Annotated in this window: 21 protein-coding genes and 1 pseudogene; 12 read left to right on the top strand and 10 right to left on the bottom strand. The window is 70.0% G+C overall.

Features of this window, described 5'->3' with window-relative positions; translation table 11 throughout:
• Nucleotides 1–32 precede the first annotated feature (32 nt).
• Together ABQE93_RS08595 and ABQE93_RS08590 are read right to left on the bottom strand one after the other, a co-directional pair.
• A complete protein-coding gene (locus ABQE93_RS08595) occupies nucleotides 33–1,097 on the bottom strand; it encodes a C40 family peptidase (protein WP_448406959.1) in 1,065 nt (354 codons plus the stop codon).
• 2 nt (nucleotides 1,098–1,099) lie between these two features.
• The gene (locus ABQE93_RS08590; RefSeq protein ID WP_448406960.1) at nucleotides 1,100–1,384 is read right to left on the bottom strand and encodes a hypothetical protein; all 285 of its coding nucleotides are present in this window, start codon (nucleotides 1,382–1,384) and stop codon (nucleotides 1,100–1,102) included.
• Between the two features lie 49 nt (nucleotides 1,385–1,433).
• Between ABQE93_RS08590 and upp the strand changes: the two genes are divergently transcribed.
• On the top strand, nucleotides 1,434–2,057 hold the full coding sequence (gene upp, locus ABQE93_RS08585; RefSeq protein ID WP_448406961.1) for a uracil phosphoribosyltransferase: 624 nt from the start codon (nucleotides 1,434–1,436) through the stop codon (nucleotides 2,055–2,057).
• 2 nt (nucleotides 2,058–2,059) lie between these two features.
• Here the strand turns inward: upp and ABQE93_RS08580 are convergent, their stop codons facing one another.
• Entirely contained in the window at nucleotides 2,060–3,697 is a 1,638-nt protein-coding gene (locus ABQE93_RS08580) for a phospho-sugar mutase (protein WP_448406962.1), read from the bottom strand.
• 45 nt (nucleotides 3,698–3,742) lie between these two features.
• The gene (locus ABQE93_RS08575) at nucleotides 3,743–4,537 is read right to left on the bottom strand and encodes a purine-nucleoside phosphorylase (protein WP_448406963.1); all 795 of its coding nucleotides are present in this window, start codon (nucleotides 4,535–4,537) and stop codon (nucleotides 3,743–3,745) included.
• Between the two features lie 57 nt (nucleotides 4,538–4,594).
• On the opposite strand from ABQE93_RS08575, the gene ABQE93_RS08570 reads away from it, so the two are divergent.
• The 3 genes from ABQE93_RS08570 to ABQE93_RS08560 all read left to right on the top strand — a co-directional run bounded on the left by ABQE93_RS08570 (nucleotide 4,595) and on the right by ABQE93_RS08560 (nucleotide 7,968).
• Nucleotides 4,595–5,776, top strand: coding sequence for a M20 family metallopeptidase (locus ABQE93_RS08570; RefSeq protein ID WP_448406964.1), 1,182 nt, complete (start codon nucleotides 4,595–4,597; stop codon nucleotides 5,774–5,776).
• Nucleotides 5,773–6,945, top strand: a complete 1,173-nt coding sequence (locus ABQE93_RS08565) for an amidohydrolase (RefSeq protein WP_448406965.1) — start codon at nucleotides 5,773–5,775, stop codon at nucleotides 6,943–6,945. The genes ABQE93_RS08570 and ABQE93_RS08565 overlap by 4 nt, the downstream gene beginning before the upstream one ends.
• 141 nt (nucleotides 6,946–7,086) lie before the next feature.
• The gene (locus ABQE93_RS08560) at nucleotides 7,087–7,968 is read left to right on the top strand and encodes a hypothetical protein (protein WP_448406966.1); all 882 of its coding nucleotides are present in this window, start codon (nucleotides 7,087–7,089) and stop codon (nucleotides 7,966–7,968) included.
• 205 nt (nucleotides 7,969–8,173) lie between these two features.
• Here the strand turns inward: ABQE93_RS08560 and ABQE93_RS08555 are convergent.
• A pseudogene (locus tag ABQE93_RS08555) lies at nucleotides 8,174–8,233 on the bottom strand (hypothetical protein); the annotation flags it as partial.
• A 29-nt stretch (nucleotides 8,234–8,262) separates the two neighbouring features.
• Nucleotides 8,263–8,745, bottom strand: a complete 483-nt coding sequence (locus tag ABQE93_RS08550) for a gamma-glutamylcyclotransferase family protein (RefSeq protein WP_448406967.1) — start codon at nucleotides 8,743–8,745, stop codon at nucleotides 8,263–8,265.
• A 65-nt stretch (nucleotides 8,746–8,810) separates the two neighbouring features.
• Here ABQE93_RS08550 and ABQE93_RS08545 point away from each other — a divergent pair, with 65 nt between their 5' ends.
• Genes ABQE93_RS08545 through ABQE93_RS08535 form a run of 3 tightly spaced genes read left to right on the top strand, consistent with a single transcriptional unit; the run spans nucleotide 8,811 to nucleotide 12,828 of the window.
• Nucleotides 8,811–10,214, top strand: coding sequence for an NAD(P)H-quinone dehydrogenase (locus tag ABQE93_RS08545; protein ID WP_448406968.1), 1,404 nt, complete (start codon nucleotides 8,811–8,813; stop codon nucleotides 10,212–10,214).
• 20 nt (nucleotides 10,215–10,234) lie between these two features.
• The gene (locus ABQE93_RS08540) at nucleotides 10,235–11,974 is read left to right on the top strand and encodes a glycerol-3-phosphate dehydrogenase/oxidase (protein ID WP_448406969.1); all 1,740 of its coding nucleotides are present in this window, start codon (nucleotides 10,235–10,237) and stop codon (nucleotides 11,972–11,974) included.
• Nucleotides 11,971–12,828: a pseudouridine synthase gene (locus ABQE93_RS08535; protein WP_448406970.1), complete on the top strand. Its 858-nt coding sequence runs from the start codon at nucleotides 11,971–11,973 to the stop codon at nucleotides 12,826–12,828. Before ABQE93_RS08540 ends, ABQE93_RS08535 begins: the two co-directional genes overlap by 4 nt.
• Nucleotides 12,829–12,838: 10 nt before the next feature.
• Here the strand turns inward: ABQE93_RS08535 and ABQE93_RS08530 are convergent, their stop codons facing one another.
• Nucleotides 12,839–14,788: a glycoside hydrolase family 2 protein gene (locus ABQE93_RS08530; protein ID WP_448406971.1), complete on the bottom strand. Its 1,950-nt coding sequence runs from the start codon at nucleotides 14,786–14,788 to the stop codon at nucleotides 12,839–12,841.
• Nucleotides 14,789–15,275: 487 nt separating this feature from the next.
• Here ABQE93_RS08530 and ABQE93_RS08525 point away from each other — a divergent pair, with 487 nt between their 5' ends.
• The 3 genes from ABQE93_RS08525 to ABQE93_RS08515 are packed head-to-tail and all read left to right on the top strand — an operon-like array spanning nucleotide 15,276 to nucleotide 16,807.
• On the top strand, nucleotides 15,276–15,620 hold the full coding sequence (locus ABQE93_RS08525; RefSeq protein ID WP_448406972.1) for an RNA-binding protein: 345 nt from the start codon (nucleotides 15,276–15,278) through the stop codon (nucleotides 15,618–15,620).
• 1 nt (nucleotide 15,621) lies between these two features.
• Nucleotides 15,622–16,002, top strand: coding sequence for a DUF1330 domain-containing protein (locus ABQE93_RS08520; protein WP_448406973.1), 381 nt, complete (start codon nucleotides 15,622–15,624; stop codon nucleotides 16,000–16,002).
• 34 nt (nucleotides 16,003–16,036) lie between these two features.
• Entirely contained in the window at nucleotides 16,037–16,807 is a 771-nt protein-coding gene (locus ABQE93_RS08515) for an SDR family NAD(P)-dependent oxidoreductase (RefSeq protein WP_448406974.1), read from the top strand.
• On the opposite strand, the gene ABQE93_RS08510 is transcribed toward ABQE93_RS08515, so the two are convergent.
• Both ABQE93_RS08510 and ABQE93_RS08505 read right to left on the bottom strand, forming a co-directional pair.
• A complete protein-coding gene (locus ABQE93_RS08510) occupies nucleotides 16,776–17,561 on the bottom strand; it encodes an enoyl-CoA hydratase/isomerase family protein (protein WP_448406975.1) in 786 nt (261 codons plus the stop codon). The two genes, ABQE93_RS08515 and ABQE93_RS08510, sit on opposite strands and share 32 nt — an antisense overlap.
• A 10-nt stretch (nucleotides 17,562–17,571) precedes the next feature.
• Entirely contained in the window at nucleotides 17,572–18,252 is a 681-nt protein-coding gene (locus ABQE93_RS08505; RefSeq protein ID WP_448406976.1) for a TetR family transcriptional regulator, read from the bottom strand.
• Between the two features lie 69 nt (nucleotides 18,253–18,321).
• Here ABQE93_RS08505 and ABQE93_RS08500 point away from each other — a divergent pair, with 69 nt between their 5' ends.
• Together ABQE93_RS08500 and ABQE93_RS08495 are read left to right on the top strand one after the other, a co-directional pair.
• The gene (locus ABQE93_RS08500) at nucleotides 18,322–19,410 is read left to right on the top strand and encodes a ferredoxin reductase (protein ID WP_448406977.1); all 1,089 of its coding nucleotides are present in this window, start codon (nucleotides 18,322–18,324) and stop codon (nucleotides 19,408–19,410) included.
• Nucleotides 19,411–19,426: 16 nt separating this feature from the next.
• Complete coding sequence (locus ABQE93_RS08495; RefSeq protein WP_448406978.1) at nucleotides 19,427–20,551, top strand: fatty acid desaturase family protein; 1,125 nt, start codon at nucleotides 19,427–19,429, stop codon at nucleotides 20,549–20,551.
• Here ABQE93_RS08495 and nei2 read toward each other — a convergent pair.
• Entirely contained in the window at nucleotides 20,548–21,309 is a 762-nt protein-coding gene (gene nei2 / locus ABQE93_RS08490) for an endonuclease VIII Nei2 (RefSeq protein WP_448406979.1), read from the bottom strand. The two genes, ABQE93_RS08495 and nei2, sit on opposite strands and share 4 nt — an antisense overlap.

Here is a 21,309-nt window from a genome sequence, read left to right as displayed (position 1 = left end):
CGCACAGCCTAACCACCTGGGCTGTGCAGGTTTCACGCCGTCGGGCGCCAGAAGCCCTGGAAGCCCTGTCCCGCGTTGTCCGTCCGGATCGCGGACAGCTTGACCGGATCGCCGGCCTCGATCATCGTCCCGTTGCCCACGATCATCGCGACGTGCCCGTCCCACACCGCGAGGTCGCCGGGTCGCACCGAACCCGCGTCGACGGCGGCGCCGACGTCCTGTTCCTGCGCCAGCCGCGGGATGCCCAGCCCCGCTTCGCCGTAGGCCCACTGGGTCAGGCCGCTGCAGTCCAGGCCGACGCCCGGGGTGGTGCCGCCCCATTCGTAGGGCACGCCCAGCTGCGTCAGCGCGTGGCGCACCGCGCTGGCGGCCACCGCGTTGGGGGCCATCGCGACGCTGCCGTCGGGCAGCCGGATGGCCACGCCGTCGCCAAACGAAGCCGCGTCGGGCGTGGGTGACAACGCCTCCGGTTTGACCCACTCGCCGAGGTCGGCCAGCCCCGAACCCGCCTGGCTCATCGGCGCGCCGCCCAACCCGGACGGCCCGGACGGTACGGCCATTCCGGCGGGCGTTGTGGTGGCCGCCGGGGCCGGGGCCGCCTGGGGCGCTGCGGCCGGCAGCGTCGCGGCCTGGCCGTCCAGCTCGGCTTCCAGCTGCGCGACGACGGCGACCGCCTCGTCCAGCGCGCGCCGCGCCGCAGCCAGCAGCTTCTCCGTCGCGCCGGGGGAGTCGAGATAGGGCTCCAGCGCGGCGGCGCGGGCCTCGAAGTCGTCGACGATCTCCGCCAACCGGCGGTGCGCCTGGGCGACGGCCGCTGCCGCGGTGCGTGCCGCGGTGCTCAACCGCTCGACGTGGTCGGCGAGGTCGTCGATGGCCGCGGCTGTCGAGGCGAGGTGGACGTCGGCCCCGTCGGCGCCCGCACCGGACCACGACGCCTGCGCGTCGCGCCACGCCACCCGAACCGAGGCCGCCACGTCGCCGAGCGCGTCGCGCACGGCGCCCAGCACGGCGGCCGAGTCCTCGGCCCAGCCGGGCCCGACCAAGGCTTGCAGCTCGCGTATCGGCGCCGAGAGCGCCGCGACCAACGCTGTGGGCACCGTCAGATGCCGGCGATGCGGGCGCGCGCGCCGTCGTCGGCGGCGTCGTACGCGTCGGCCGTTGAACGTGCGGTGTGCCCCGACGACGCCAGCCACTCGCCCAACGCCGCGAGCACCTGCGCCCCGTCGGCGGCCGCCTGCTGCAGCGCGGCCGAGAAGCGGGATCCGACGGGCCCGAGGTCCGGGGGCGGCAACGACGCCAGCACGGCGGCGGCGTCGGCGAGTTCGGCGGCATGGGTGGCGGTGGCGGATCCCAGGTGGCGGATCGCATCGGTATCGGCGCGCATGTGATTAGGACGCAGGGGAGCGGCGCTCGGTTCCATTAGTGTTCGGCGCATGGATGTGCGCGTCGTCGATCACCCGTTGGCCGCCGCGCGGCTGAGCACGCTGCGCGACGAGGCGACGGGCAACGCGGGCTTCCGCGCGGCGCTGCGTGATCTGACGCTGATGCTGGTGTACGAGGCCACCCGCGACCTGTCCGTCGAGCCGGTCACGGTGCGCACCCCGGTCGCGGACACCACCGGGTGCCGGCTGGCCAACCCGCCGCTTCTGGTGCCCGTGCTGCGCGCGGGGCTGGGCATGGTCGACCAGGCCCACGCGCTGATCCCCGAAGCGCTGGTCGGCTTCGTCGGCGTGGCCCGCAACGAGGAAACCCTGTTGCCGACACCGTATTTGGAGTCACTACCCGACGAGCTGAGCACCACGCCGGTGATGGTGCTCGATCCGATGCTCGCGACGGGCGGGTCGATGTGTCACACCATCGAGCTGTTGGTCTCGCGCCACGCCGCCGACATCACCGCGATCTGCGTGGTGGCCGCACCGGAAGGCCTTGCGGCGGTGGAGAAGGTGGCCCCGGATCTGCGGCTGTTCACCGCGACCATCGACGAGGGCCTCAACGACATCGCCTACATCGTGCCGGGCCTCGGCGACGCCGGCGACCGCCAGTTCGGCCCGCGCTGAAACTAAAAGCGTTCGGCGACCGCGGTGAGTTCGTCCTGCAGGGCTTGCGCGCGGCGGCGCGCCGCGTCGAGGTCGCCGCTGTCGCTGCACCGGACCTCGATGTAGGACTTGACCTTTGGCTCGGTGCCCGACGGCCGCACCACCAGCCGCAGCGAGATGTGCTCGTCGCCGCCGGTCAGGATCAACGCGTCGGTGCGCAGCGGGCCGTCGTCGTCGCGCAGGTCGGTGACGGTGACGTCGTAGCCGGCCAGCTCATCGGGCGGGGTGCGGCGCAGCCGGTCCATCACGGCCGCGGCCTCGTGTGCGTCGTCGACCTGCCGCGACACCGCGGTGGTGGTGTGCACACCGTGGCGGCGGGCCAGGTCGTCGAGCGCGTCGAGCAGCGTATGGCCGCGGTGCTTCATCGCGGTGACCAGGTCGCACGCCAGCACGGCCGCGCTGATGCCGTCCTTGTCGCGGACCGCGGCCGGGTCCACGCAATGGCCGATGGCCTCCTCGTAGGCGTACACCAGCGTGCAGCCGGGCAGGTCGACGTCGGCGCGCACGAGCCACTTGAACCCGGTCAGCGTTTCGACGTGGCGCGCGCCGTGCTCGGCGGCGATCGCGGGCAGCATCCGCGACGACACCACCGAGCTGGCCACCACCGTGGACTCGGTGACCGGGCCCGGCTCGATCTGCGACAGAATGTAATCGCCCAGCAGCCAACCTGTTTCGTCACCGGTCAGCATGCGCCAGCCGTCGGGTGTGGGTACGCCGATCGCGCACCGGTCGGCGTCGGGGTCCAGCGCGACGGCGATGTCGGCGTCGACGTCGGCGGCCAGTTTGAGCAGCGCCTCGGTCGCGGCGGGATCTTCGGGGTTCGGCGACGACACGGTCGGGAAGTCGGGGTCGGGCGTGAACTGCTCGTCGACCACATGCACATCGGAGAACCCTGCGCGCACCAGCGCATCCATCACGATGTCCCCGCCGACGCCGTGCAGCGGCGTCAGCGCCACCCGCACCGAACCGTGGGTGTAGCGCACCTGCGCGGCGCGTTCCACGAACCGCTGCACCTCGTTGACACCGGCCAGCTCGACGGCGGCGCGCTCGATCTCGTCGGCGTGGGGGGCCTCGGCCATCGCCTGCTCGATCTCACGGTCGATGGGCGCCACGATCGGAAAGCCGCCTTCGAAGTACACCTTGTACCCGTTGTCCGACGGCGGGTTGTGCGATGCGGTGATCATCACCCCGGCTACCGCCGACTGCAGGCGCACCGCGAACGGCACCACAGGCGTCGGCACCGTCGTGAACATCAGCGTGACGGTAAAACCCTGGGCGGCAAACACTTCGGCGGCCGCCAGCGCGAAATCGTCGGAGCCGTGCCTGGCGTCGCGGCCGACCACGACGTTCTGGCCCGATAACCCGCGGTCGTGCAGCACCTTGGCCACCGCCCATGTCGCGCGCAGCACGACGGCCAGGTTCATCCCGTTGGGTCCAGCGCGCAGCGGGCCGCGCAACCCCGCGGTGCCGAACGTCAACGGGTTGGCGAAGCGCTCGGCGAGCTCTTCCTCGCTGCACTCCTTGAGCTCGTCGGCGGTTCGGGGATCGGGGTCGTGGGCAATCCACTCCTGCGCGGTGGTCGATGTCCGCGACAAAGTCATGCGGCTAGTGTGCCCACTTTCGAGCCGGCATATGCGCGGTCGGTCTCAGATCCGCGCGATGACGTCGGCGAGCAGTGCACCCATCTGCGTCGCGGACTGCCGGCCCGCCGCCAGCACTTCGTTGTGGTTCAGCGGTGCGCCGGTCATCCCGGCGGCCAGGTTCGTCACCAGCGACACGGCCAGCACCTCGGCGCCGGCGGCGCGGGCGGCGATCGTCTCGTGCACGGTCGACATGCCGACCAGGTCGGCGCCCAGCGTGCGCAACATGCGGATCTCGGCGGGCGTCTCGTAGTGCGGTCCGACGAGCCCGGCGTAGATCCCTTCGGTGAACGTGGGTTCGATTTCGCGGGCGACGCCGCGCAGGCGCGGCGAGTAGGCGTCGACCAGGTCGACGAACTGCGCGCCCACCAACGGTGACCGCCCGGTCAGGTTGAGGTGATCGCTGATCAGGACCGGCTGGCCCACCACCAAGTCGTTGCGCAACCCGCCCGCGGCGTTGGTCAGCACCACGGTGCGCACCCCGGCCGCGCACGCGGCCCGCACGGGATGCACCACGTGGCGCAGTTCGTGGCCCTCGTAGGCGTGGATCCTGCCGACGAACACCAACACCTGCCGCTCGCCGATGCGCGTCGAGAGCAGCCGGCCGCCGTGTCCCTGCGCGGTCGGCGGGGTGAACCCGGGCAGTTCGGCCACGCCGATCTCGGCCGCCGCGGCGCCCAGCGCCTCGACGGCAGGAGCCCAGCCCGAGCCGAGGATCACGGCCACGTCGTGGCGGTCGACGCCGGTGCGGGCGCGGATGGCGCTCGCCGCTTCGCGGGCCACCGCGTCCGGGGTCGTCACGCTGGGCAGCTTAACCGTCGAAATCGGCCGCGATCGAAGCAGTGAGATACTGCCAGAATGTCCGCATCCACCGCGTCGGGTCGCGTCGAAGACGCCGTCACCCGACGCCGTGGCGACCTGATCGAACTGTCCCACGCCATCCACGCCGAGCCCGAACTCGCGTTCGCCGAACATCGCAGCTGCGCCAAGACGCAGGCGCTGGTGGCCGAACACGGGTTCTCGGTCACCGCGGCACCCGGCGGGTTGGACACCGCGTTTCGCGCCGAGTACGGCAGCGGGCCGCTGGTGATCGGTGTGTGCGCCGAATACGACGCGCTGCCAGGTATCGGACATGCCTGCGGGCACAACATCATTGCCGCGTCGGCCGTCGGCACCGCGCTGGCGCTGGCCGACGTGGCCGACGACCTCGGGCTCACCGTCGTGCTGCTCGGCACCCCCGCCGAGGAGTCCGGCGGCGGCAAGGTGCTGATGCTGGAGGCGGGCGTGTTCGACGACATCGCCGCCACCGTGATGCTGCACCCGGGACCACACGACAGCGCCGCCGCCCGCTCCCTGGCGGCCTCGCAGGTGGCGGTCCGCTACGACGGGCGCGAAGCACACGCGGCCGTCGCGCCCTACCGCGGCATCAACGCCGTCGACGCGATCACGGTCGCGCAGGTCGCCATCGGGCTGCTGCGCCAACAGTTGGCGCCGGGGCAGATGGTGCACGGCATCATCACCGAGGGCGGGCAGGCCGCCAACGTCATCCCGGCGCGCGCGGAGTTGCACTACACGATGCGCGCCGACGACGCGGTGTCGCTGCGCGAGCTGCAACACCGCATGGGCGACTGCTTTTTGGCCGGCGCCGTGGCCACCGGATGCGATCACAGGGTCACCGAGACCGAGCCGCCCTACGCCGAGCTCACCCCCGATCCGTGGCTCGCCGATACCGTCCGCGCCGAGATGGTGCGCCTCGGGCGCAGCCCGGTGTCCGCGGAGGTCGAGGCGGCCGTGCCGCTGGGCAGCACCGACATGGGCAACGTCACCCAGGTGATGCCGGGCATCCACCCGATCGTCGGCATCGACGCGGGCGGCGCCTCGGTGCACCAGCCGGAGTTCGCGGCGGCGGCGGTCCGGCCCGGCGCCGACAAGGCCGTCGTCGAAGGCGCCGTCATGTTGGCGCGCACGGTCGTGCGGCTCGCCGAGACCCCCGCCGAGCGCGACCGCGTGCTCGAGCAGCAGGCAAGGCGGGCGGCATGACCGTCCTGCGGCACGCCGCCGCGCGTTGGCTGTCGGCGCACTCCGAGGACCTGGTGAGTTGGCGCAGGCACATCCACGCCCATCCGGAGTTGGGGCGTCAGGAGTTCGGCACCACCCAGTTCGTCGCCTCGCATCTGGCCGACGCCGGCCTCAACCCCAAGGTGCTGCCCGGCGGTACCGGCCTGACATGTGACTTCGGGCCCGAACACGGCCCGCGGATCGCGCTGCGCGCCGACATGGACGCGCTGCCGATGGCCGACCGAACCGGTACGCCGTTCGCGTCGGTGGTGCCGAACGTCGCGCACGCCTGCGGGCACGACGCCCACACCGCGATGTTGTTGGGGGCGGCGCTGGCGCTGGCGTCGGTGCCCGAACTGCCGGTGGGGGTTCGGCTGATCTTTCAGGCCGCCGAGGAGTTGATGCCGGGCGGCGCGATCGACGCGATCGCCGCCGGTGCGTTGACCGGGGTGTCGCGGATCTTCGCGCTGCACTGCGACCCGCGGCTGGCGGTCGGGCGCGTCGCGGTGCGGGCCGGCCCGATCACCTCGGCGGCCGACCAGCTGGAGGTGACCTTGCAGTCGCCGGGCGGGCACACCTCGCGACCGCACCTGACCGGCGACCTGGTCTACGGGCTGGGCACCTTGATCACCGGGGTGCCCGGGGTGCTGTCGCGCCGCATCGACCCGCGCAACAGCACCGTGATGGTGTGGGGTGCGGTCAACGCCGGCGTCGCGGCCAACGCGATCCCGCAGACCGGCACGTTGGCCGGCACCATCCGCACCGCCAGCCGCGACACCTGGGAGACACTGGAAGCGATTGTGCGCGAAGCGGTTTCGTCGCTATTGGCACCGCTGGGTCTCGAGCACAGCCTGCAGTACCGGCGTGGGGTACCGCCGGTGGTGAACGAGGAGATCTCCACGCGCATCCTGACCCATGCGATCGAGGTGATCGGCCCCGACGTGCTGGCCGACACCCGCCAGTCCGGCGGCGGCGAGGACTTCTCCTGGTATCTCGAGGAGGTGCCCGGCGCGATGGCACGGCTGGGCGTGTGGTCGGGTCGCGGCCCGCAGCTGGACCTACATCAGCCGACGTTCGATATCGACGAGCGGGCGCTGGCCGTCGGGGTGCGGGTGCTGGTCAACATCGTCGACCAGGCGGCCCGCGTCTAGATCTGGCGCTCGCCGGTACCACCTGTCGAAATCGGTGCTAGGGGCGAGATTGCAGTCAGGGTTGTCGTCGCCATCCACAGCCCTGAACGCAATCTCGGTCCTAGCGTCAAATCTGTCAGTGTGTCCGGGCAGCCTCGCGGCATGAAAGACGTCTTTCTCGGCAGTGAGGCGCTGGCTGACGGCGTACTCACCCGAGGGCAGCTGCGGTGGAACTACCGAGCCGTTTACCCCGACGTGTACATACCCGCAAAGTCGACGCCGTCGCTGCGGCAGCGCGCTGTCGGCGCCTGGTTGTGGTCGGGTCGCCAAGCAGTGGTCACGGGCCTGGCCGCGGCTGCCCTGCACGGCGCGCGATGGGTCGATGACTCCACCGATGTCGAACTGCTCTGGCGTAACGGCCGCCCGCCGCGGGGAATCGTGGTGCGAAACAGCCGATTCGAGCCCGACGAAATCGTGCAGATCGCGAAGTTGCCCGTGACCATCGCCGAGCGTACGGCCCTCGAACTTGCCCGGCACTGCCCGCGCGAGGCAGCCGTGGCTCGGCTGGACGCGCTTGCCTCGGCCACTGGCATCGCCCCCGAGGACGTACAGCCCCTGTCCGACCGCTACCGGGGCACACGACACTGGTGGCGGGCCGTCGAAGCGCTGGAGCTGATGGACGGTGGATCGCGGTCGCCCCGAGAGTCCGCGGTTCGCCTCGCACTGATCGATGCCGGTTTCCCCGCCCCACAAACGCGGTTCACGGTCACGGACGGAGCCGCCACGGCGACCATCGCGATGGCATACGAAGCGCCCAAGGTTGCCATCGAATTCGGTGTCGCCACACCGGAATTCGTCGATCGATTGGGATGGAATGTGATCCGTGCCGGCGCCTCGGGTAACCCGAAACTCGTTATGGGACTCGTGCGGTTCGCGGTGATCGAACGCGGTTATCCGCTATGGGAGTTGCGCCGCACCTGGTCGCGGATGCGGGCTTCGGTCTCGATGTCGCCGGACAGCGGCTGGGCCCCGGGGCTGCGGTAGGCCAGGAAGTGGAACGCGCCGGGTGGTCGAGGTGAAGCCGCAGATACGCGTCGCCGCCGGCCAGCACCCGCTGCAGCGGGGTCAGCTCCGGATCGTCGCTGCGCTTCATGTACTCGGTGAACAGCCCGAGCGCGCGGTCGACGAGCTGCAGGTACATCCCGCGCTTGCCGTCGAAATGGCGGTAGATGGAACCGACCGAAACGTCGGCCAGTTCGGCGATCTCCTCGATGCGCGCGCCGTCGTAACCCTCGGGGCCGAATACCACCTCCGCCGACGTGCGCCGGGAGGCCTCGGCTAAGACGTCGGCGACCCCGGCCCGATGTTCCGTGCCGGCCGGGTCCGCAGATCGTGGACGTACTCCGCTGGCGCGCCCGCGATCTCGGCCGCGTCGGCCATGACGCCGAGATAGCGCGCCGACGGTAGGCCGCCTTCCCAGGCGTCGACGACATAGAGCCAGGCCAGCACCGGATCGGTGGTGGTATCTGAGGACAGCCGGTCCACCCGGCACCGGATTTTCTTGTGAAAGCCCAGTTCAGAGCCCTCCCACTGATCCAGGTTGGCCTCGTCGTCCTTGGTCATGTCGTAGAGCACGACGAACACCTTCGACGACGGATCCTCGACCAGGGTGGCCAGCGCACCTTCCCAGCCGATGTCCTCGCCGGCGAACGTCAGCCGCCACCCATGCAGCCACCCCGTACCTGCCATCGGCGAATGAGGGGCCCGCTGCAACATCTGCTCCGGATGCATGTTGGATCCGTACGCGGCATAGAGCGGCACGGACAAAGACTAAGCGTTGGTGCGTCGGCAGGGCGATCAACCTCCCGCTTCGTTAGGTTGGGGGCGTGCCAACCCGCATCGTGATCATCGGCGGAGGGCCCGCCGGCTATGAGGCCGCGCTGGTGGCCGCCGCCCGCGCGGAGGTCACCGTCGTCGACGCCGACGGCGTCGGCGGCGCGTGCGTGCTGTTCGACTGTGTGCCGTCCAAGACGTTCATCGCCTCGACGGGTGTGCGCACCGAGCTGCGCCGAGCCCCCGACCTCGGATACGACTTCGAGTTCGACGACGCCAGGATCTCGCTGCCGCAGATCAACAAGCGGGTCAAGGCGCTGGCCGCCGCGCAGTCCGCCGACATCGCCGCGCGGCTGCGCAACGAGGGCGTCACGCTGATCGCGGGCCGCGGCGAGCTGGTCGACGCCGTCCCCGGCATGGCCACTCACACCGTCAAGGTCACCGGCCACGACGGCACGGTGGACACGCTGACCGCCGACGTCGTGCTGATCGCCACCGGCGCCAGCCCCCGCGTGCTGCCCGGCGCGAAACCCGACGGTGAGCGGATCCTGAACTGGCGCCAGCTCTACGACCTCGACACGCTGCCCGAACATCTCGTCGTCGTCGGATCCGGCGTCACCGGCGCCGAGTTCGTCAACGCCTACACCGAGCTCGGCGTGAAGGTCACCGTGGTGGCCAGCCGCGACCAGATCCTGCCGCACGAGGACTCCGACGCCGCCGCGGTGCTGGAGGAAGTGCTGGCGTCCCGCGGTGCGACGCTGGTCAAGAACGCCCGCGCCGACTCGGTCACCCGCACCGGGGCCGGCGTGCTGGTGACCATGACCGACGGCCGCACCGTCGAGGCCAGCCACGCGCTGATGACCGTCGGCTCGGTGCCCAACACCAGCGGCCTCGGGCTCGAACGCGTCGGCATCGAAGTCGACGACGGCGACTACCTCAAGGTCGACCGGGTGTCGCGCACCTCGGTGCCGGGGATCTACGCCGCCGGGGATTGCACGGGGCTGATGCTGCTGGCCTCGGTGGCCGCCATGCAGGGCCGCATCGCGATGTACCACGCGCTGGGCGAGGCGCTCGAACCGATCCGGCTGCGCACGGTGGCCGCCGCGGTGTTCACCCGCCCGGAGATCGCGGCGGTCGGGGTGCCGCAGTCGCGCATCGACGACGGTTCGGTGCCCGCCCGAACGATCATGCTGCCGTTGCACACCAACGCCAGGGCCAAGATGAGCAGCCTGCGCCGCGGCTTCGTCAAGATCTTCTGCCGGCCCGCGACCGGGGTGGTGATCGGCGGCGTGGTGGTGGCCCCGATCGCCTCCGAGCTGATCCTGCCCATTGCGTTGGCGGTGCAGAACGGCAACGACGTCAAGGATCTGGCGCACACGTTCTCGGTGTATCCCTCGCTGTCGGGGTCGGTCACCGAGGCCGGCCGACAGCTGATGGCGCACGACGATCTGGATTGACCCCACGTAACGTGGAACAAGTGAGTGACCCCACCCCGGCCAACCCGCAGACCCTTCTGGGACCCGAGCAGCGGGCCTCGGCTTGGGAACGTCTGGGCAGCGAGCAGTTCGATGTCGTGGTGATCGGCGGGGGAGTCGTGGGCGCGGGAGCGGCGCTGGACGCGGCGACGCGCGGGCTCAAGGTCGCGCTCGTCGAGGCACGCGATTACGCGTCGGGCACCTCGAGCCGGTCTTCGAAGATGTTCCACGGCGGGCTGCGCTACCTCGAACAACTCGAGTTCGGGTTGGTCCGCGAGGCCCTCCACGAGCGCGAGCTGTCGCTGACGACGCTGGCCCCGCATCTGGTCAAACCGCTGCCGTTTCTGTATCCGCTGACCAAGCGGTGGTGGGAACGGCCCTACGTCGCGGCGGGCATCTTCCTCTACGACCAACTCGGCGGCGCCAAATCGGTACCTGCCCAGAAGCATCTGACCCGCGCCGGCGCGCTTAGGCTGTCGCCGGGACTCAAGCGGACGTCGTTGATCGGCGGGATCCGCTACTACGACACCGTGGTCGACGACGCCCGCCACACCTTGACGGTGGCCCGCACGGCCGCCCACTACGGCGCCGTGGTGCGGTCCTCGACACAGGTGGTGGCGATGCTGAGGGAGGGCGACCGGGTCATCGGCGTGCAGGTGCGCGATTCGGAGGACGGCGCGGTCACCGATGTGCGCGGGCACGTCGTCGTCAACGCCACCGGGGTGTGGACCGACGAAATCCAGGCGTTGTCCAAGCAGCGCGGCCGGTTTCGGGTCCGGGCGTCCAAAGGTGTGCACGTGGTGGTCCCGCGCGACCGGATCGTCAGCGAGGTGGCCATCATCCTGCGCACCGAGAAGTCGGTGCTGTTCGTGATCCCCTGGGGCACGCACTGGATCATCGGCACCACCGACACCGACTGGAACCTGGACCTGGCCCACCCAGCGGCCACCAAGGCCGACATCGACTACATCCTCGGCGAGGTGAACAAGGCCCTGGCCACACCGCTGACCCATGACGACATCGACGGTGTCTACGCCGGGCTTCGCCCGCTGCTGGCCGGGGAGAGCGAGGAGACCTCCAAGCTGTCGCGTGAGCACGCCGTCGCGGTGCCCGCACCCGGGCTGGTGGCCATCGCCGGCGGCAAGTACACCACCTACCGGGTGATGGGCCAGGACGCGATCGACGCGGCCGCGGAGTTCATCCCGGCCCGGGTGGCGCCGTCGATCACCGAGAAGGTGCCGCTGATGGGCGCGGACGGCTACTTCGCGTTGATCAACCAGACCGAGAGCGTCGGCGGGCATTACGACCTGCACCCCTACCGGGTCCGGCATCTGCTGGACCGATACGGCTCGACCATCGGTGAGGTGTTGCAGATGGCGCAAGGGCGCCCGGAGTTGCTCAGCCCGATCACCGAGGCGCCGGTGTATCTCAAGGTGGAGGCGTACTACGCCGCGGCCGCCGAGGGGGCGCTGCACTTGGAAGACATCCTGGCGCGGCGCATGCGGATCTCGATCGAATATCCGCACCGCGGGGTGGACTGCGCCAGGGAGGTGGCCGAAATCGTCGCGCCCGTACTGGGCTGGTCCCCCGAGGACGTGGACCGCGAGGTGGCCACCTACTGTGCGCGCGTCGACGCCGAGGTCCGCTCCCAGCAGCAGCCCGACGACGAATCCGCCGACGCGCTGCGGGCGGCCGCTCCGGAGGCGCGCGCCGAGATCCTCGAACCCGTCCCGTTGAGTTGAGACGCGCCGCGCCGCTTCCGGTGCGCGACGGGCTCGGCCCGGCCCGCGTGCGGTTGTTCGGCGGGCCGGTGCTGGCCGAGTTGGAGTCGCGGTTCGGAGCCGGCGCCCGCGCCAAGGTGCGCGCCGGTGAGGTGGTCGACGCCGACGGCGCCGTCGTCACCGAGTCCACGGTGCTGCCGCCCGGTGCGCACGTGTACCTGTACCGCGAGCTGCGCGACGAGGTGCCGGTGCCGTTCGACGTGCCGGTGCTGCACCGCGACGACGACATCGTCGTGGTGGACAAACCGCACTTCCTGGCGACGATGCCGCGCGGGCGCCACGTCGCGCAGACCGCGCTGGTGCGGCTGCGCCGCGAACTCGACCTGCCCGAGCTGGCCCCGGCGCACCGGCTGGACCGGCTGACCGCCGGGGTCCTGCTGTTCACGACGCGGCGCGAGGTCCGCGGCGCCTACCAGACGTTGTTCGCGGGCGCGGCGGTGCGCAAAACCTATCTGGCGCGGGCGCGGGTAGACCCGGGGCTGGCGCTGCCGACCGTGGTGCGCAGCCGGATCGTCAAGCGTCGCGGGCACCTGCAGGCGGTCGAGGAGCCCGGCGAACCGAACGCGGTGACCCGGATCGAGCATGTTGGGAACGGGCTGTACCGGCTGACGCCGACGACGGGGCGCACCCACCAGCTGCGGGTGCACATGGCCGCGCTCGGGCTGCCGATCCTCGGGGACCCGCTGTATCCGCACCCGCTCGACGTCGCACCCGACGACTTCACCCAGCCGTTGCGGCTGTTGGCGCAGCGCCTGGCGTTCGACGACCCGATCACCGGGCGGCCGCGCGAGTTCCTCAGCAGCCGCGCGCTGTGACCGTGCGACCTCAGCGCGTCACGTCGGGCGGATCCCCCGGGGTCGAACCCGCGGCGATCACGGCGCGGTTGCGTTCGGCGACCGTCCGCAACACCATCTTGACCAGCCACCGGTCGTAGCTGAGGTAACCGTTGACCTCGTTCTCCACATCGGTGGTCTGGGTGTAGATCGCCCCGGACAGCCCACCGCGTCGGACGATCTCCTCGAGGTCGCGGCTCACCTCGACGTAGCGTTCGGTCAGCCGGGCCTGGCTGTCGGTCATCTCGTAGGCCTCCGGTCGGCCCGGCCACCGGTTCCTGGCCAGCACCAGCCCCAGGCCGCCGTACTCACCGTTGACCACGACCCGGTGCTCGGGCGGGGGATCGCCGAGCCTGCGGGCCTGATCGTGCACCACTGGCCGGCCCGGGCCGACGTAGGTGTGGTCGTCGTAGATGTCGCCGGCACGGCTGTCGGGCCGGGACTTACAACAGTTCACGCCGCTGTTGGCGTTGACCATGCGCGTCGGGTCTGCCGCCTTGACCCTCTCGGCGATCCTGGCGGTGTCGAACTCGCCCCACCCCTCGTTGAACGGCACCCAGCCGATGATCGATGTGACGCTACGCAGCTGATCGACCATCTCGGCGAGCTCACGTTCGAAGTGCGCCTTGGCCTGCGGGCTGGGGTCGGGCGCCGGGCCCGTCGGCGGGTCGAGCGAGACGTCCAGCGACGGCATGTCCTGCCACACCATCAGGCCCAGCTTGTCGGCCCAGTAGTACCACCGCGCCGGCTCCACCTTGGCGTGCTTGCGCACGAAGTTCAGGCCCAGCGCCTTGGTGCGTTCGAGGTCGAACTTCAGCGCGTCGTCGGTGGGTGCGGTGTAGATCCCGTCGGGCCAGTAGCCCTGGTCGAGCGGTCCGTGCAGGAACGTGATCTTGTCGTTCAACGCGATCCGCGGCCGGCCCCGCGCGTCGGGCACGACGCCGACGGTGCGCAGACCGGCGTAGCTGCGGACGTCGTCGGCCACCTTCCCCGACGCGGCGACGAGCCGCACCCGAAGGTCATACAGGTAGGGGTCCTGCGGGCTCCACAACCGCGGTTCGGGCACCCGGACCCGAAGCGGCTCACCGGCGTCCCCCGACACGCGCGCCACCTCCGCGCCGTCGGGATCGGAGACGACGACCTCGGCGATGCCGCCGGTGCCGTCGGACACCCGGGGCGTAACGGTCAAACCGGTGAGGTCGGAGGTGATGTCGAGCTTCTCGATGTGTGCGGCGCGCACCGGCTCCATCCACACCGTCTGCCAGATGCCCGACGCACCCGTGTAGAACAGCCCGCCGGGCCGGTTGCGCTGCTTGCCCACCGGAAACGGGTTGTCCTCGTTGCGGTCCTCGACGCGCACGGTCAGCTCCTGGCTGCCCGACCACCGCAGTGCCTTGGTGATGTCGGCGCTGAACGCGGTGTATCCGCCTTCGTGGTGGGCGACCTGCTGGTCGTTGACCCAGACGGTGGCGATCTGGTCGACGGCGCCGAAGTGCAGAAGCACGCGTTGGCCGCGCCAGGTGCCCGGCACCTCGAAAGTCCTGCGGTACCACATCTGGTCGTCGTGGCGTTCGATACCGGACAGCGCCGACTCGGTGGGGTAGGGCACCAGGATCTTCTCGTCGTACGCGTCGGCCGACGGCGGGCTGGGGAGCGCCTCGGCGGCCGAGCGGCCCGTGTAACCCCACAGCCCGTTGAGGTTGTGCCACCGTTCTCGGACCATCTGCGGGCGGGGGTATTCGGGCAGCGCATTGTTGGGTCCGACCAGGTGCGTCCACGGCGTGGACAGCGGCGGCCTCTTGCGTTGCCAGGCTTCGGCGGCGTGCGCGGGGGTAGCGACCGTGGCCGCGACGGTCAGCAGCGCCGAACCGACGACCAGGAAACGCAGAAGCCGCAGGCGGACGGGTTGCGCCCAGCGTTGCGAGGGCAGGTTGGCAGACATGAAACTTCCCCACGTTGGGATCCGGCGAAGAACCGACGTGGCGGCGCCAACACCGAAGGTCCCCCGACCGCCGCGGACGTCGCAGCAAACATACCGGTAAGCCGCGGACAAAGCCACCGGCTTCTCACGCCAAGATTTTCGCTAAACGGCTAGACAACGGCGCAGCGGGTGCGACCGAGCCGACACCGCAACGATTAAGTTTGTGCCCATAACGGAAGCTGTTTTTTCCCAAGGATTGCTGGACAGTTTCGGCGACGACGTGTTCACCTGCGACCATGCGCGACGCCGTGCGCATATCCGGACCATCGAGGGGCGCCGACACGGTTGCCAGCGTGCGCGTTGTCGGCGAAGTGGCGTACAGATGCGTCTGGAGCAAATATAATTCATACGTCAATTTCGGGGGTGTCGTTCGACCGCGCTCCGGCGTGGCGGCTGCCACAATTGACGCTGACTGGGTCTCGGTGAGGCCAACTGGTGAGGAGGAAGTGTGCGCAAGGTGTTCCTTTTGGCGGCAGCCGCGCTGTTCGCCGGCGGCCTGACGGTGCCGGTCGTGCCCTCCGCCGACGCGACGGTGTGCGGATCCGTCGGCGGTCGGTTCGTCGACGTCACCGGCTGTGCTGACCCGCTGTCGTATCTCAACGACGCGCTCCCACCGCCGCCTCCGCCGCCCCCGCCACCACCTCCGCCGCCGCCTCCGCCGGGTGAGGAGGCGCCACCGCCACCGCCGCCGCCACCGCCGCCGCCGCCGGTGTACGTGCCGCCGCCGCCGTCGCCGAACGTGAGCGTGTGCGCGAGCGTGGGCCGGCGCGTCAGCGTCACCGGATGCACCTGAGGTGGGCTCGCCGTCAGAGCCCACCGCGCAGCAGATCGACGCGTTGGCGGCCAGGCCGGCCGACGAGCCGGTCGTGATGGTCAACCTGCTGCAGTTCAACGACGGCGGCAGGGACAGCTACCGGCGCTACGCGCGTGAGGTCGTGCCGCACCTGCAACGCGTCGGCGGCACGGTCCGCTACGCAGGCACCGCGCCCACGCAGGTCATCGGCGGTGACGCCGAACCGTGGTGGGACGCGATCCTCGTCGTCGAATACCCTTCGCCCGCGGCGTTTCTCGACATGGTGACCAACGAGGACTACCGCCGGATCCACGAGTACCGGGCCGCCGCGCTCGAGCGCGGCGACCTGATCGCCACGTCGACCTGGGCGATGACCGACTGACTGCCCCATGACGGGGTCTGCTTGACTGATCGCCGTGGACCGCACTTCCTTTGACCGTCTGTTCGACATGACGGACCGCACCGTGATCGTCACCGGTGGCACCCGGGGCATCGGCCTCGCGCTGGCCGAGGGCTTCGTGCTCGCGGGCGCGCGCGTCGCGGTGGCCAGCCGTAAACCCGACGCCTGCGAGTCGGCCGCGCGACGCCTGCGCGACCTCGGCGGCCAGGCCATCGGGGTACCCACGCACCTCGGCGAACTCGACGACCTCGAAGCGCTGGTGCAGCGCACCGCCGACGAGTTCGGCGGCGTCGACGTCGTGGTCAACAACGCCGCCAACGCGCTGGCCCAACCCCTCGGCGAGATGACGGCCGATGCGCTGGCCAAATCCCACGAGGTCAACCTGCGCGGGCCGGTGTTCCTCGTGCAGGCGGCGCTGCCGCATCTGAAGGCCAGCCCGCACGCCGCGGTGATCAACATGGTGTCGGTCGGCGCGTTCAACTTCGCGCCCGCGCTGTCCATCTACGCCGCGGCCAAGGCCGCGTTGATGTCGTTCACCCGGTCGATGGCCGCGGAGTTCGTGGACTCCGGCATCCGGGTCAACGCGATCGCGCCGGGTCCGGTGGACACCGACATGATGCGCAAGAACCCGCAGCAGGCCATCGACTACATGGTCGGCGGCACGTTGATGAAGCGGCTGGCCACCCCCGACGAAATGGTCGGCGCCGCACTGCTGTTGGCCTCCGACGCCGGCAGCTACATCACCGGTCAGGTGATCATCGTCGACGGCGGCGGAACTCCTCGCTAGCCGCGCGCATCTCGCCGCTGGTCGATGACAGGATCTGGCTGCGGTTCTCCAGGTGCAGCGCCGCCTCCAGGCTGGATGCCTCGAGGTTGGCCCACAGCACCTGTTTGGTGGACTCCACGCCGAACTTGCCGTAACCGCAGAGCGTTTCGGCGATGGACAGCGCGGTGTCGAGCGCCTCGCCGTCGGGCACGACCCGCGAGACCATGCCGAGCCGCAGCGCCTCGTCGGCGTCGACGGCGCGCGCCGTGAGGATCAGGTCGAACGCGGGGCCCGCCCCGACGATGCGCGGCAGCGTGTAGCTGACCCCGATGTCGGCGCCGCCGAGGCCGAGCTTGATGAACTGGGCGCAGAACCGCGCGGACTGCGCGGCGATCCGGATGTCGCAGGCCAGCGCGATGCCCATCCCGCCGCCGTAGGCGACGCCGTTGACCGCGGCGATCACCGGTTGCCGCAGCCGATGCACGCGGGCGGTCAGGTCGGCGATGCGTTCCTGCCAGCGCATGCCCGAGCGGGGGAACTCTGTGCCGCCGCCCTCCTTGTCGGGGTCGCGATCGGTCAGGTCCAGCCCGGAGCAGAAGCCGCGCCCGGCGCCGGTGAGCACGACGACGCGGCAGTCGTTGTTGGCGTTGATCTCGGCGAGCGTGGCGTGCAGGTCCTCGACGAGGGCGTAGTTCAACGCGTTGAGCTTTTCGGGCCGGTTCAGCGTCAGCACGGCGATGTCGGGACGCGGATAGGTCAGTTCCAGATGCGGCATGCGCCACACGCTAACCCGCGCTGCGCCACCCCGTGACGCCGACCACGATCAGCCGCAACTGCTTGATAGCGATGCGTCGGATCTCGTCCTGTGCGCGCGGGTCGGGCGCGTCCTCGATGGCCTCGGCGATCGAGATCATCGAGTTGACGAACAACGTCGCCAGGATGTTGAGGTCCTCGGAGCTCCACGTGTTGAGCCCGGGAAACCGGGCGAGGTCGATCGCCAGCTCGGAGGTGATCAACCGGATCTCGGTGCGGATCGCGTAGCGCAGCACGGTGAGCCCGCTGGAGCGCTCACGTCCGATGAAGCGCCAGTGCTCGCGTCGTTCGTTCACACCGTCGATGAGGATGTCGACCGAGGATTCGATGACCCGGTTGGGATCGAGCTTGCCCGAGCGCGCGCCGCGCAGCATCTCGCGCAGCGCGCGGAACGACTCGTCGATGAGAACCAGGCCCAGCGCCTCCATCGAATCGAAGTGCCGGTAGAACGCCGCGGGCACGATCCCGGCTTCCCGGGTGACCTCGCGCAGGCTCAGCGCGGCGAAGCTGCGTTCTTCGAGCAGCCGCAGCGCGGCCGTGACGATCGCCCGGCGGGTGGCTTCTTTGCGCTCTTCCCGGGACAGGGTGTCCCGCGACCGCGACTTGCTCTTACCCGAACGGCTTGTTCGTGAACTAGGCGTACGACTGTTCACTCTGTGAAACGTACCACAAGCTGCGGCATTCTCTTGACCACTGCCAGTCCAGGCACGCACGGTATACATATGTTCACTCAAACTTTGACGCGGGGGCTGCGGGATCGGGTGCTGCGTTCGCCGCTGGTGGACCTGCTCACCGGACCGCACGGTGTGGACCGATACACCGAGCTTGTCGCCCCGACGTGGACATCGGGGGAGGCCCGGGCGAAGGTGATCGGCGTGCGGCGACAGACCGCGCGCAGCGTCACCCTCACGCTCGAGCCGAATCAGGCGTTCACCGGATTTCGCGCCGGCCAGCACATCAACCTGACCGTGGAAATCGACGGCCGTCGGCGCACCCGGCCGTATTCACCGGCCAGCGCCGCCGGAGCGCCCTACATCGAGCTGACGATCGGCCGCCATGACGGCGGCCTGGTGTCGACGTACCTCAACGAGCACGCGCACCCGGGCATGGTGGTGGGCCTCGACAGCGTCGGCGGGGACTTCACCCTGCCGAGCGGTCCGCCCGCCACCTGGCCGCAGCGCATCCTGCTGGTGTCGGGCGGCAGCGGCATCACGCCGGTGATGTCGATGCTGCGCACGCTGCGGGCGCAGGGCTATGGCGGCGAGGTCGCCTTCGTGCACTACGCCCGTGGCGCCGAGGATGTCTGCTACCGCGCCGAGCTCGACGCGCTGGCTGTCACGGCCGGCGTCAAGGTGCTCTACGGCTACACCCGCGCGACGGCGGGTTCGGACCTGCAGGGCCGGTTCGGCCCCGAGCACCTGGCCGCCGCGATGCCCGACGCCGACGCGGTTTACGTCTGCGGCCCGCCGGGGCTGGCCGATGCGGTGCGCGAGCTGCGCCCCGACGCACGCTGCGAAAGCTTCGTGCCGCCCGTCTTCGACACCTCGACCGAAACCTCCGGCGGCACGGTCAGTTTCGCCGACAGCGGGCTGAGCATCACCGACGACGGCCGGCCGCTACTCGAACAGGCCGAGGCCGCCGGGTTGACCCCCGAAAGCGGATGCCGGATGGGCATCTGCCACAGCTGCACCCGCCGCAAGAAGAGCGGCGCGGTGAAGAACCTGATCACCGGCGCGACGTCGGGCGTCGACGAGGAGGACGTGCAGATCTGCGTGTCCGTCCCCGTCGGAGACGTCGACCTTGCGCTCTAACCCGGAAGGAGTCGAAATGACTATCACGGCAACCAAGTCCGAGGCAACCAAGGCACCCAAGACGCTGGAGAAGGTCGTCGCCGGTAAGACGATCACGCTGACCCCCGAGCAGACCGAAGCGTTCGGCCGCGAGCTCGACGCGATCCGCGAGCGCGTGATCGCCGACCTCGGCGAGCGCGACGCCGACTACATCCGCCGCGTCATCAAGGCGCAGCGCACGCTGGAGGTGACGGGTCGCGCCTTGCTGTTCGGTGGGATCCTGCCGCCGCTGTGGCTGGCGGGCACGGCGATGCTGAGCCTCTCGAAGATCCTCGACAACATGGAGATTGGCCACAACGTCATGCACGGCCAGTACGACTGGATGGGCGATCCGTCCCTCTCCAGCCGCGGATTCGAGTGGGACACCGCATGTCCGGCCGACCAGTGGCGGCACTCGCACAACTACATGCACCACACCTACACCAACATCGTCGGCATGGACCGCGACGTGGGCTACGGCATCCTGCGGATGAGCCCTGAGCAGAAGTGGCGGCCCTACTTCCTCGGCAACCCGGTGTATGCGTTTCTGCTGATGGTGCTGTTTCAGTACGGCGTCGCGCTGCACGAACTGGAGACCGAACGCATCCGCGCCGGCGAGATCTCACTGTCTGACAAACGCGAGATCCTGCAGGGCATCTGGCAGAAGACCAAGCGCCAGACGCTGAAGGACTACGTCGCGTTCCCGCTGTTGGCCGGCCCGTTCGCGCCGTGGGTGTTCGCGGGCAACATGACGGCCAACCTGGTGCGCAACGTGTGGGCGTACATGATCATCTTCTGCGGCCACTTCCCCGACGACGTCCAGGAGTTCTCCATCGAGGAGACCAAGGCCGAGACCCGCGGGCAGTGGTACTTCCGCCAGATCCTCGGTTCGGCAAACCTGACGGGTGGCAAGCTGTTTCACCTGCTGTCGGGCAACCTGTCGTTTCAGATCGAGCACCATCTGTTCCCCGACATTCCGGCGCACCGGCACGCCGAGATCTCCGCGCAGGTCCGCGACATCTGCCAGCGTTACGGCATCCCGTACAACACGGGTTCGCTGCCGCGCCAGTTCGCCACGGTCGTGCGCAAGATCGCCAAGCTGGCATTGCCATCGCGCGGCTAGGTCTGACAGACCGGACACCAGTACGTGACCCGCTCGCCACCCTGATCGAACTCGATCGGGGTGGCGCAGCGCCGGCACGGCTCGCCGGCGCGGCCGTACACCCACAGCTGGTTGCCGCGCCGGGTGTCGCCGGTGGTGGTGCGGTTCCACCGGGACCGGTTCAGCCACAACATGTCGCGGGCCCGCTGCACCATCCGCAGCGGGTCGCGCACGCTTTTGACCGGTGTGGTCGGTAGATAGCCGGTGACGTAACACAACTCGTTGCAATACACGTTGCCGACACCGGCCATCACCCGCTGATCCAGCAGCGCCTCCGAGAGCCGACGGTCCGGGTCGGCGGTCAGATTTCCCGCGGCGACCCGCGGCTCCCAGTCGTCGCCGAGCAGATCGGGGCCGAGGTGGGCGACCAGGTCGGTGTCGTGCTCGCGGTCGCACACCTCGAGCACGCCGAGGTCGATGCCGACCGCCTGAACATCTTTGGTCTCTAGGATGATCCGGATCCTATGGCCGGCTCTGCTGGGCTTGTTTCGCGGGTGCACCTTCCAGCTGCCCTCCATCTTCAGATGCGAGTGGATGCTGGCATCGCCGACCCGGATGAACAGGTGCTTGCCGCGGCTGACGACCTCGTCGACGACCCGACCGGCGAGGTCCACGGTGGCGTAGCGCGGCACCCGCACATCGCAGCGCGTCAGCGTCTGGCCCTCGAGCGCGTCGCGCAGGATGACGGCGGTGTGCCAGACGGTGTCACCTTCGGGCAT

It is taken from the genome of Mycolicibacterium sp. XJ662 (assembly GCF_053484035.1).
Note: the sequence above shows the minus strand (reverse complement) of the source record. Positions and strands in the feature narration are given on the sequence as shown.

Bases quoted from the DNA above. Each gene is read 5' to 3' on its own strand.
- ABQE93_RS08580 (WP_448406962.1), bottom strand. From the start codon at position 3,697: ATGACTTTGTCGCGGACATCGACCACCGCGCAGGAGTGGATTGCCCAC.
- upp (WP_448406961.1), top strand. From the start codon at position 1,434: ATGGATGTGCGCGTCGTCGATCACCCGTTGGCCGCCGCGCGGCTGAGC.
- ABQE93_RS08565 (WP_448406965.1), top strand. From the start codon at position 5,773: ATGACCGTCCTGCGGCACGCCGCCGCGCGTTGGCTGTCGGCGCACTCC.
- ABQE93_RS08570 (WP_448406964.1), top strand. From the start codon at position 4,595: ATGTCCGCATCCACCGCGTCGGGTCGCGTCGAAGACGCCGTCACCCGA.
- ABQE93_RS08500 (WP_448406977.1), top strand. From the start codon at position 18,322: ATGTTCACTCAAACTTTGACGCGGGGGCTGCGGGATCGGGTGCTGCGT.
- ABQE93_RS08590 (WP_448406960.1), bottom strand. From the start codon at position 1,384: ATGCGCGCCGATACCGATGCGATCCGCCACCTGGGATCCGCCACCGCC.
- ABQE93_RS08495 (WP_448406978.1), top strand. From the start codon at position 19,427: ATGACTATCACGGCAACCAAGTCCGAGGCAACCAAGGCACCCAAGACG.
- nei2 (WP_448406979.1), bottom strand. From the start codon at position 21,309: ATGCCCGAAGGTGACACCGTCTGGCACACCGCCGTCATCCTGCGCGAC.
- ABQE93_RS08560 (WP_448406966.1), top strand. From the start codon at position 7,087: ATGAAAGACGTCTTTCTCGGCAGTGAGGCGCTGGCTGACGGCGTACTC.
- ABQE93_RS08510 (WP_448406975.1), bottom strand. From the start codon at position 17,561: ATGCCGCATCTGGAACTGACCTATCCGCGTCCCGACATCGCCGTGCTG.
- ABQE93_RS08530 (WP_448406971.1), bottom strand. From the start codon at position 14,788: ATGTCTGCCAACCTGCCCTCGCAACGCTGGGCGCAACCCGTCCGCCTG.